The organism is Actinomycetota bacterium (genome assembly GCA_028698215.1).
In the GTDB taxonomy this organism is placed as follows: domain Bacteria; phylum Actinomycetota; class Humimicrobiia; order Humimicrobiales; family Humimicrobiaceae; genus Halolacustris.
The window spans coordinates 1-11,251 of record JAQVDY010000039.1; the positions used below are offsets into that span (position 1 = coordinate 1).

General features: G+C 40.4%; 8 protein-coding genes and 1 tRNA gene. 6 read left to right on the forward strand and 3 right to left on the reverse strand.

The genetic code is table 11. The annotated features are described in order from the left end of the window. The coding region (locus tag PHN32_08490; GenBank protein MDD3777627.1) for a purine-nucleoside phosphorylase at positions 1–758 on the reverse strand (758 nt) is incomplete at its 3' end. Between the two features lie 172 nt (positions 759–930). Between PHN32_08490 and PHN32_08495 the strand changes: the two genes are divergently transcribed. Beyond that, positions 931–2,034: a branched-chain amino acid ABC transporter substrate-binding protein gene (locus PHN32_08495; GenBank protein ID MDD3777628.1), complete on the forward strand. Its 1,104-nt coding sequence runs from the start codon at positions 931–933 to the stop codon at positions 2,032–2,034. Here the strand turns inward: PHN32_08495 and PHN32_08500 are convergent. Continuing rightward, a complete protein-coding gene (locus PHN32_08500; GenBank protein MDD3777629.1) occupies positions 2,024–2,920 on the reverse strand; it encodes a diacylglycerol kinase family lipid kinase in 897 nt (298 codons plus the stop codon). The genes PHN32_08495 and PHN32_08500 overlap by 11 nt on opposite strands. A 109-nt stretch (positions 2,921–3,029) precedes the next feature. Between PHN32_08500 and amaP the strand changes: the two genes are divergently transcribed. From amaP to PHN32_08525, 5 genes are all read left to right on the forward strand, one after another. Beyond that, entirely contained in the window at positions 3,030–3,662 is a 633-nt protein-coding gene (gene amaP, locus PHN32_08505) for an alkaline shock response membrane anchor protein AmaP (protein ID MDD3777630.1), read from the forward strand. Between the two features lie 5 nt (positions 3,663–3,667). Further along, positions 3,668–3,741 (forward strand) — tRNA-Gly (locus PHN32_08510). Positions 3,742–3,887: 146 nt separating this feature from the next. Further along, complete coding sequence (locus PHN32_08515) at positions 3,888–4,040, forward strand: hypothetical protein (GenBank protein MDD3777631.1); 153 nt, start codon at positions 3,888–3,890, stop codon at positions 4,038–4,040. Further along, the gene (locus PHN32_08520; GenBank protein MDD3777632.1) at positions 4,030–7,020 is read left to right on the forward strand and encodes an ATP-dependent DNA helicase; all 2,991 of its coding nucleotides are present in this window, start codon (positions 4,030–4,032) and stop codon (positions 7,018–7,020) included. The genes PHN32_08515 and PHN32_08520 overlap by 11 nt, the downstream gene beginning before the upstream one ends. Then, positions 7,013–10,048 carry an ATP-dependent DNA helicase gene (locus PHN32_08525; GenBank protein MDD3777633.1) on the forward strand — a complete coding sequence of 1,012 codons (3,036 nt, stop codon included), beginning with the start codon at positions 7,013–7,015 and terminating at the stop codon, positions 10,046–10,048. Before PHN32_08520 ends, PHN32_08525 begins: the two co-directional genes overlap by 8 nt. On the opposite strand, the gene PHN32_08530 is transcribed toward PHN32_08525, so the two are convergent. Continuing rightward, complete coding sequence (locus PHN32_08530; protein ID MDD3777634.1) at positions 10,045–10,965, reverse strand: branched-chain amino acid transaminase; 921 nt, start codon at positions 10,963–10,965, stop codon at positions 10,045–10,047. The two genes, PHN32_08525 and PHN32_08530, sit on opposite strands and share 4 nt — an antisense overlap. Positions 10,966–11,251 lie beyond the last annotated feature (286 nt).

The window sequence follows — 11,251 nt, forward strand, 5'->3', positions numbered from 1 at the left end:
TGATTGTACTTAAATTTGGCCTGATTGGCCAAATTTCTTATATGGGATATTCCCAATACCTCCAGGCCCAAGTAGCGGGCCATTATAGTTTCAGTTACGGTGGACATGCCCACTGCATCAGCACCTGCCAGCTGTAATCTTTTAGCTTCTGCCCTGGTTTCCAATGAAGGCCCCTTTAGGCCGGCATAGACTCCGTTTTTTAAATTAAGGCCAAGCTGCCTTCCGGCTTTCCGGGCCAGCTGTAAAAGATTAGGGCTATAGGGATAAGACATATCCAAAAAGTAATCCTGGCTGCTTTGATAACGGTATCCAAATAAAGGGTTATCTCCGGTTAAATTGATATGATCGGTTATCAGCATTATGTCATCTTGCTTAAATTCAGAATTCAAACCGCCGGCAGAGTTAGTTAATATTAATTGCCTGGCCCCCAAGCGGTGGGCAATCATTACCGGCAATAGCACTTCTGCATGCCCATAACCTTCATAGTAATGCACCCTTCCTCCAAACACCAGTATAAGTTTATTATGCATACTGCCTAAAATTATCCGGCCAAGATGCCCGGTTACGGAGGGGAGGGGATATCCCGGTATTTCTTCCATAGGTATTTCTTGCTTATTTTCCCAAGGTAAAAAGCTGGTGCTGCTGCTTAAAAAAGATCCAAGTATTACCGCAGTATGGATATTTTGAAAGCAGGACTGCTTAAGATGCTGAACCGACAGTTTTATACTTTCCCTATTTAGAAATTCTGATAAAAACATTAAGGAAGGTGGTATAGTATTGTTGATATATTGATAAATTTTACCATACTTTGATTAAAAATAATTATCATTTTCATATTTTCTGTTATAATCATCTATCATTATGGGATTTAAAAAATTCAATAAAACAATAATTTTTTTAGTTCTGGTTACCTTTCTGCTCAGTTTATTGTTGAATTTTTCTGCTTGTGAAAACAGGGAAAGAATAATAAGGATTGGTAGCCAAGCCGCCCTATCCGGGGACTATGAAGTATTGGGATTTGACCAGACAGTTGCTGCCAGTATTGCAGTGTCTGAACTTTCTCCAGTAGAGATAGGGGGATTTCAATACGAGATTGATTTGGTTAGCAGAGATGACCAGGGGGATCCGGAGAAAGCCTTTCTGGTTGCTCAGGAGATGGCGGAACTGGATGTATCTGCAGTAGTGGGCTCTACTTTTAATGGTACTACCAAGGTTTCCATTCCTGTATATGATGAATACAAGATACCCATTATCACTCCTTATGCTCAAGGGGAAGACCTTAATGGCATGGGGAATAATTTTTTCAGGATGGTGATGAGCAATCAGCAGAGAATTGAAAATATAGCTAAAATTTTGGCTGATCAGCTAAAACCAGCCAAGCTTATCCTGATAGATAACAGGAGTGAGTATTCAGTGAATCTGGTAGATTACCTGGTGCAATCCCTAAAAGCAAAGCAAATTGATATCACCAGGAGGTATTCCATAGACTTCTCTTCTGAAGGTTATGAAATTATCACTGAAAATCTTTTGCTGGACACGCCTGATTATATTTTTTGCTGCGCTGAATATGACCAGCTGGCTAACCTTATCACCAAAGCCAGGGAAGCAGGTATTAACTCCGTCTTTGTTACCGATGAGGTAGCAATGGATGATCAGATAGGCGTACTGGCCAGTTCTGAAAATTTGGAGGGATTAATTGCAGTAGTATCTGACCCTCCTTCCATAGCCAGGTTTACAGAAGATAAAAAAGCAATAGATTTTTGGTATAAATATACAGACTATACTGAGTCCATGGAGCAAGAACTGTCCAAGGAGCCTGGCAGGTATGCGCCTTATTCTTATGATGCGGTACAGGTACTACTAGCCGCTATGAAGAAAGCTAACTCCATCCTGCCCCAGGATTTTATGGATGAATTAAAGACCATATCGGTGGATGGGGTAGTGGGAAATATCACTTTTGATGAACGGGGCAACAGGACAGACCCTCCTTCTACCTTGTTTAAATATACCAATGGAGCCTGGGCTAGGTATTAGCAGGCACAATCAGGTTTAATGCCTGGGGGATTAACTCAAATTCAGCAGGCAGCTTGCATATATATTCACCATCGGCAAATACGCTGAACCGGAACTGGGGGCAGTCAAGTTTGATCTTGGCGGTTTGAAATGTCTCTACAAAGGGATCATCTATGTGTTTACCTTCAAAAACGGTAGGAAATATGCGGGCAAAATGGATCTTGCTCATCTTTTTTATTATACAGACATCAAGCATTCCATCAGTTGGGTCTGACAAGGGGGCTACTTTCATTCCTCCTCCATAACTGGGCAGGTTGGCTACGGCAATCATCATAGAATAAATTGACCTGTTTCCATGCTCATATTCCAGCTTAAATTCCCGGGAACGGAAGGTAATTAATTTATTGTAAACCGCATAGGTATATTTAAAGGGCCCTTTAATGGGAAGGCGGGTTTTATTGGCTAAATCTGTAACTTCAGAATCAAAACCAGAGCCCGCAACTCCCAGGTGGTAATATTTCTGGTTTATCAATCCCAGGTCTATGCGCTTAACATGGGCTTCCTTTATGATACGGCAGCATTGGTCTATATCATGGGGAATATTAAAATAGGCAGATATATCATTTCCGCTTCCCATGGGTATAATACCCAGGCATTTATCGGTACCGGCCAGGCTGTTAGCCATATAGTGGGCCGTACCATCTCCCCCTACCGAAATAAAGGTTTTATATTTTTCCCTGCCCTCTTTAATTATTTGCATTATATCCAGGGCGCTGGTGCTGATATGAAGATGGTAGTCAATATTATAACGGGCAAGCCCAGATTCCACTTCCGGCCGGGCCAGCAGGGTGGTGTGCCTGGCGGAAGCAGGGTTAAGTATTACTAATGTTTTTTTAGTTTCCGACATCTGTTAAAGATATTACCTGCTTTTGATACAAAAATAAATTGCTTTATTAAATTTTTTTCTTTTATTATAATCTTATAGGTTATCGATTATTAATTTAACGGGTGAAAATATGAACATATTTAATAAAGTGGTAGTAATCATCTTGCTTCTATTTACTGCATGCTTATCACTTCTGGCTATAGTCAATGAATTTATTGGTTATTTTAAATGGTCTGATATAGCCTTAACAGTATTTAACCCTGATATGGGAATAAACCCTTTTATATCTTCATTGATCCTGCTGTTTATCTTTGCCTTGAGCCTTTTTTTGCTATTGATGGAATTCTATAGGCGAAGATCCAGGATTGCCACTGTATATAAAGTGAAAAACGGTAATGCCATGATATCCCTGGATTCAGTAGCCCAGCAGATAAAATGTTCGGGCCAAACCCTGGAAGGGGTAGATAATATAAAGGTAAAAATAACACCTAAATCCAGGGGAGCCATAATAGACATGGCGGTGGATTTGAGCCAGAATATCAATATACCAGAAAAGATGCAGCAGGTAATAGATACTGCCCAGGATATAACCCAAAATAAATTAGGTATTAAGGTATTAAAGACCAATCTAACCATAGCCAATTTGGTCCAGGGCCAGGCTGCACAAGTAGAAGAAAAGCCAACGGCCGCAGAGGAGCTGCCGTCAATGGAGACAAAGGTTGGGCCGGAAAGCCAGCCGGAACCTGCAGGGCAGGATAAATAATTTTAGCGGGCTTAGTATAGTGGTAGTACGTAAGCTTCCCAAGCTTAAGACGCGGGTTCAATTCCCGTAGCCCGCTCCATGTTTTTTTAGCACCTATAAAACTATGCTGCATTACCGGACATTTTTGGTAGTTACGTTTGGGTTTAGAAGTAAAAAGTGATATAAATTTTATTAATAGTATTTAATTTTGCTTTGTATAGGACAAAATATGAATAGGGGTGTTTTATGGGAGATATACTTTCTGAGCTGGATAAATACATTCCTGAAGATAATCCCAGAAAATGGGCAAAGCTTACCAGCGATGTGGATTATAGAAGGCTGGAGCTCATGCTGCTAAAGGAGATATTGATAGAATTAAGACAGATTAATGCTAAATAAAATAAAAAAAGCTTTAACCAGTGGTGAAAACATACTGGTTACCGGTTCTCCCGGAAGCGGGAAAACCCAATCCTTGGTTCAAACCATAGGATATTTGATCAGGGAAAAGAAAACAGATCCCAGCCGGATACTGGTTTTTTGTTTCAATAGGAGATGGGCTAAAATATTGAGGGATAGCACGGCTTTGGATTCTCCCAGGGGCCAGGCTGAGATTCCCATAAATACTTTTCACTCCTTTTGCCTTAGCTTGCTGCAAGATTATCATTTTCATTGTTTCTTAAGCCAATTAAGGGCTAATCAGGATATCCAGGATATAGATACAGGAGTAAAGGTTTTAAACTCCACCCAGCAATGGGTTTTACTTACCCAGGTTATGGAAGGCTTGGACCCCAAACATTACTCCATTAGCCGCCGCTATTTAGGCCAAGGCCAATATATAGCCCATAGTTATATACAGGAGGTCTTTGATTTTATATTAAGGGCTCAGGAAAGCCTGCTCTCTCCACGACAAATATTAGACCGTTTCAACCCCTACAAAAGCAAAGCCCTATCGGAGATAGGAGGCATATATTTAAAATATTTGGAAGCTTTACAGCAGCAAAATTCCTATAATTACGGCCTGCTTCTCCAGCACACGGTAAAAATTCTTACCAGCAATAATGGGTTTAGGGAAAAATACAAAAAAAAATATGACTATATCCTGTTTGACGAACTTCATGAATCAAACCGGGCCCAGATGAAAATAATAGAACTTATATCCCGTAATAACTGCATATTCTGGGGAAATGATGACCAGTCGACTTTTAGCTTCCGGGGTTCATTGTCTCAAAATTTTGAAAAGGTGTATCATAATATAAATCCTAAAAATATAGTGGAAGGCCGGCATAATTTCCGTAATGGAAAAGACATAAATAAACTAGCCCACCATTTTATATCACGCAACCAATACAGGATACCTAAAAAAAAATCCAGCTCCAGCACCAGGGGCAAGGTGGTAATTAAGGATTTTCCCAATATGCTGGAAGAAGCCCAATTTATATGTGAGAAAATAAAGTGGCTCCGTCAAAGCCGTATACCCCTGGAAAAGATAGCGGTAATAATAAAGGGCCTAGGTTATGAGACCCATATTATTGAAAATGCCCTGGAGCATAACCGCCTACCTTTTGCCAGGAGGGGCTCTAGAACCATACTGGATAATAATGAGGTCCGGTATCTGCTTAATGTTCTAAAACTATTCACCCTCCCTCCAGGACAGGCAGAAGAGCAGGATTACCTGATAGAATCAATTATGCTGTCTTCGGTATTAAATATTAAACCACTGCTGCTTAAAACCATTAAGCATAGCTACCGGGAGCAGGCAGAACAATACCCCAACCTGCTGGCATTCTTAACTGACAATAAGGAATATGGCAAGACAGGGGCCATAGATAGTTTTTTAAAATCATTAGAAAGGTTTAAGGAAAAAAGCCGGGAGCCTGTATTTGATTTTTTGCTGCAATTGGTGCAGGACAAAAGTTTAGGACTGGCCGGCAAACCAAACCTTTCATGGGAGGGGGTTAGTGATTTTCTTACCAGTGTTAGAAACTATAACCAGGAGAATCCTCGTGCTTCTATCAGCCAGTACCTGGATTTTCTAAATCAAGTAATAGAAGGGCATTTTATAGAAGAGATAGAGCAGGGCCTATCAGTTTCACCTCTAAATAAAGTTAACCTGTTAAGCTACCACCAGGCTAAAGGCCTGGAGTTTGAAGCGGTTTTTGTACCTTTTTTAAGCGAGGGATACATACCTGCCGGTTTTTATCTGCCCCAGAGTTATGACCTGCAGCTGTTCAGTTATTTTGAACAGGGCCGGCAGTTTTCCGCACTGGAGCTTAAAAAAAGGCATATTGAAGATGAAAGAAGGCTCCTGTATAGCGGAATTACCAGGGGGCGTAAATATCTATATATAACCTCCAACCTGAGCAGGCCCCAATCATCGTTTTTCCTGGATTTAAAAAAAATTGCCGGCAGCTTACATATTAATACAGCTGATTCCAATCCGGGCTTTACCCTGGATAACGCTAACAGCTGGCAGGCAAAAAGAAGAGCCCTGGTGCTGGCATACCGCAAACAAAGGGGCCTTTATTATTCCAGGTACAAGCTAAAGAAATATGTTGATTTCCTAAATTGGAGATGGCCGGCTTACAGCTGGTGGGAAAATATTAAGTTCAGCGACAACAGGCATATACCCTTCCAGGTGTTTAATCCCACCTATTCCTACAGTTCCCTGGATACTTACCGGCAGTGCCCGCTTAAATATAAGTTTAATTATTTTTTTAAAATTAGAACCCCTGCTGATGTGGGATTAAAGATAGGAAGCCTTTACCATCTGGTGCTGCAAAAATTCTTTGAAAGTAAAGAAGACTTTAGCTGGGCTAACCTTAAAAGCATAATAGAGGAACTATGGGAGCAGGAGGAGTTTGAATTCAAGGCATTAAGGAAGGAATCAAAAACCAATGCCCTAAATGATTTTGAAAGGTTCTTCAAAAGCCTGATGCCTGTTTCACCCCAGGATTCTATCAGTGAAAAAGAATTTAAATTTTACCTGGATAACTACCAGATAAGAGGCAAGATAGACCAAATAAATTTTGTGGGCCCAGATTGTATTGAGCTGATAGACTATAAGTCCAGTTCTAAAAAATACAGCGATAATGACCTAAAAGAGGAAATACAGTTAAAGATTTACCGCATGGCCATACAGGAAAGTCCGGATTTAAATTTTTTGAAGGATAAAAAAGTTAAGCTAAAATATATTAGCCTCAGCAATGAAAAAAATCCGGTGGCAGTGATGCCCGAGCAGTATTACCAAAAACAGGAGTTAAAGCAAAGCATAATAGGGATCATAGATAATATAAACCAAGAGAATTTTGAACCTTCCCGTGATTATTTTGGCTGCAATAATTGTGATTTTAAGGTATTTTGTAAATTTTACTATGGATAAAGAACTAAAGTTAACCGCAGAACAATCTAAGGTACTGAAAAGCGATGTTCCCATAAAAAGGGTTATTGCCTGTGCCGGGTCTGGAAAAACCTGGGTTATTACTAAAAATATAATAGAAATCATTAACCAGGGCTTATGCCATCCCAGCCAGATACTGGCTTTAACTTTTACCAGGAATGCAGCAGAGAACATGAGGAGCAGGATAAGAGACCATACATCTGGGAATGATTTTGAAGATATAAATATATATACCTTTAACTCTTTCGGCTATGAAATAATTAAGGAAAACAGTTTCCAGTTTTCTCTGGGTAAGGATATAAAAGTCCTGAGCAGTGCAGAGTCATGGCAGCTCATTTACAAGCTGTTCAGGGAGCATGAATTTGAGCATATTAATTTAAAGAAATCACCGGGCAAGGTAGTGCAGGATATAATATCCTATATCGATAGCTTGAAAAACAACCTTATAACAGCCCAAAACCTGGAGCACTATATCCAGCATCATTACCAATACCTGCAAAACTATAGCAGCAGTGCCCTGTTCCGGGAAGAAAAGGAAGCAGTAAAAGTGCAAAGAGAACTGGCTTCTATTTATAGGCTTTACGAGGAGATGAAAAAGGAAAGCAACAGCATTGATTACCAGGACCAGGTTTATCTGCCTTATTTTTTATTAACGGAGAAAGATGATATCAGGGAAAGTTACAGAAACCGCTATTCCTATATATTCGTAGACGAATTCCAGGATACCAATATAGCCCAAGCCTATTTTTTGGCTTTGCTTAAGAGTCCTACCAATAAGATGGTAGTGGTAGGAGATGATGACCAGGGCATTTATTCATTCAGGGGCGCCTGTGTGGAAAATATACTAAATTTTGACCATTGGGAACAGTTCAGGCAGCATAGGGTAAAAGATTTTTACCTCACTACTAATTTCAGGTCCGGCAGCAACATAATCTCTGCTTTAAACCAGGTAATCTCTGCTAACCAGAACCGGTTTGAAAAATTTTTAAGCCCGGCAGAAGGTGCTGAATCTTCGGAAGTGTTGTTTTTCCATAAGCCCAACCACCAGCAGGAGGCGGCTGGTATGGCCGAGTTGATTAGCCAGTTGAACCATCGGGGAGTAAGGCTAAAAGACATGGCTATACTTAACCGCCGGAAACAATTTGATACCATAATCAGGGGTTTGGAAAATAAGGGCATAAAATATGAGATAATTGGCAGCAAAAGCTTCTATTTTGAGCCGGAAATACTTTTTCTCCTATCCTGGCTTTATCTAGCCTATGATCAATTTGATGAGGCTAATCTGCTCTATATTTTAAAATCTGACCGGTTTAAGATAGGAGACAGGGATATTTTCTTTTTAAAAAGGGATCCCGGCCGGGGTAATGCCGTAAACCTGTTGTCCGGTATTTTAAACCGGACTTATAATGAATATGTCAGCAGCCAGGCCAAAGCAAGGCTGGATGATTTTATCGACCAGCTTAACTTCTATATACAAAGTTCTTACCGCCTGAGGTTAAAGGAGCTGGTAAGCCTGGTCTATCAGCATAGTGGATTAAAAGACCACCTAAGGTCTGGTTTTGGATCTTATCACCGGCATAAAATTAAAAATGTAGAAAATCTGATCAAGATAGCCAGCGACTTTGAGGACGAGGTCCCTGATAGCGACATCAGGGCCTTTAATACTTATTTAAGCCAGGTAGCTAAAACTGATTACGAAGGCCAGGAATCAGTGGACTTAAGCAGTGAGGATTCCGTAAAGATTATGAGTATCCATGCAGCTAAAGGATTGGAATTTGAGGTAATATTTTTGCCCATGTTATGGGCTAATGACTATAAGGGGAGAAACAGCAATTCCCAATACTTATTACCTTCAAGCTTGAGGAAAGACAATAAAATATGGTCTAAAAAGGAAAAGTTCAGCAGCCAGCAGAAGTTTAACGACTGCTTGAAAGAAATAAATAATGAAGAGGAAAGAAGGATTTTCTATGTGGCCTGCAGCCGGGCTAAAAAACTGCTGGTTTTATCCCATAGCCAGTACCAGGACCAGTATGACCAGGAGAAGAATAAATCCAACAAAAAGATAGTGCCGTTCTTTAAGGAAATTGCTCGTTTTGACCAGCTTAAGGTATTAGATGAGCCTAGTTTGGATTTTTTAAAAGACCAGAACTGGGGCCAGGATTACTCTATAGCTGACAGCAATTGGCTAAATTTTCTGCCTCCCAGGAAAAGGCCGGCCCCGGTGGTTCTTAATTTGGAAACTGCCAATAAGTATTTGCTTGATCAGGCTAATAGGGCAGCTAAAGCAGGGTTGAAGTGGATGCCAGAAAATCAGTTAACCAAAGATCAGGCGCAGTACCAGGAGGTTTTTTCTCTAACTGCTTTGCTGGATTACCAAACCTGTCCTGCCCTATACAGGTATAAGTATATATGGGGGCTTCCTGAAAAGATCAGCCAGTCCATAGAAAAAGGCCAAAAAGTGCATGAATGGCTGGAAAAACTGACCAGGGCCAGGTATATGTGGCCAGAAATGGAACTGGATTTGGAAAAATTGAAGATGGATGAAACAATCAAGTCCTATCTTGCTAACTATCTAGGCAGCCCCTTATTTGACCTGGGGGGCATAGAAAATATTTGGCTGGAACAGCTTATTTATATTAAGGTAGGTGAATTTGCTGTAACTGCCAAACTGGATCGTCTGGATCAGCTGCCTGGAGGTAAATATAGGATAATTGATTACAAGGCAGCTGAATACAAACCAAAAAAAATTGCTGAGAATTACCAAAGGCAGCTGGCTGCCTATGCCTTGGCCTGTTCTGATATAGGTGAGACCGATATAGGCAACATCGAAGGTTGGCTTTTCTTTTTAGAAAACAACTACAGGCATCGCATTGCTTTTACTTCTACTGATGGCAGTAATATAAGAAATTTACTGTTGAAAACTATTACCAGTATCAATTCGGGCAATTTTTCTGTTAATAAGTCGGGATTATGCCGCTATTGCCAATACAAAAGGTTTTGCCAGCCTTAAACCGGGGTACACCAATGGGAATATTTTTCAACTTCGTTTTTTACAATTTTGAAATAAAGGTCTTGAATTTTTTTGGTTATCGGTCCCATCTGATTATCATTAATAACTCTTTTATCCACCGAGCCTATAGGTGATACCTGGGCCCCTGTTCCGCAAAAAAACAGCTCATCAGCAGTATATAGTTCTGTACGGTCAATAGATCTCTGGCTTACTTCCAAACCCAGTTCCCGTGAAACCAATTCCAGAATGGTATTCCTGGTTACACCTTCCAGTATGTCATCAGTAATGGAAGGGGTTATTACCATGCTTTTTTTTACCATAAAGATATTCATGGCGCTTCCTTCACTGACATGCTGGCCGTCAGAAGTTAGCACTATGGCTTCATCGTAACCATTAAGAAGGGCTTCTGTCTTTTGCAGCGCTGCATTTACATAAGAGCCTGCTATTTTAGCCCGGGGAGGTATACTGTTGTCATTAATCCTGGTCCAGGATGAAGTACAAACGCTTATGGGTTTACTGGTTTCCAGGTACTTTCCCAAGGGAATGCTGTAAATAAATATATCCTGGGGGTTACCCACCAGTTTTGGACCAATGGTCAATCCGCTGTTATAAGCGTATGGCCTGACATAAGAGTCTTCCCGGTAGCCTTCTTTCTGCAGTAGGTCCAAGGTAATGCCGGAAAGCTCTTCTATGGATTTTCCCAGGTTAATCATCAAAATGCGGGCGCTTTCCAAAAATCTCTGGTAATGGTCATGCAGCCTGAATACATAGCTTTTTTCCTGCTCCTGGTTCCAGTAGCTCCTTATGCCTTCAAAAACCGCAGTTCCGTATTGCAATGCATTGGTCCTGATGTCTACTTTTGCTTCGCTTATAGGTACAATTTTCCCCTCAAAATAAGCATATTTGGGATTAGCCATTTAACGCCCCTTTGCCCCTAGTTGGTAATTTAAATATTGTACTTATTTTAAGTTAATTTTGCAATGAAATAAGGGTGGATAAACAGGCATAAAAAAAGTCCCAAGTTATCTTTCACCTTTGTTTACACTTTAGGTTACTTAACACCTTGGGACCCTTCCTTAGGACTTTTCTTAGGTACTTTCCAGAACTTTAGCTTACTTTTCTACTTCCTTTCGGAGGTAAATTTCAACTACTTCCAGATGTTGCCTCCTATTCCTAAGGTAGTTATAAATATAACAAACTAAA

Bases quoted from the DNA above. Each gene is read 5' to 3' on its own strand.
- PHN32_08500 (MDD3777629.1), bottom strand. From the start codon at position 2,920: ATGTCGGAAACTAAAAAAACATTAGTAATACTTAACCCTGCTTCCGCC.
- amaP (MDD3777630.1), top strand. From the start codon at position 3,030: ATGAACATATTTAATAAAGTGGTAGTAATCATCTTGCTTCTATTTACT.
- PHN32_08515 (MDD3777631.1), top strand. From the start codon at position 3,888: ATGGGAGATATACTTTCTGAGCTGGATAAATACATTCCTGAAGATAAT.
- PHN32_08520 (MDD3777632.1), top strand. From the start codon at position 4,030: ATGCTAAATAAAATAAAAAAAGCTTTAACCAGTGGTGAAAACATACTG.
- PHN32_08525 (MDD3777633.1), top strand. From the start codon at position 7,013: ATGGATAAAGAACTAAAGTTAACCGCAGAACAATCTAAGGTACTGAAA.
- PHN32_08530 (MDD3777634.1), bottom strand. From the start codon at position 10,965: ATGGCTAATCCCAAATATGCTTATTTTGAGGGGAAAATTGTACCTATA.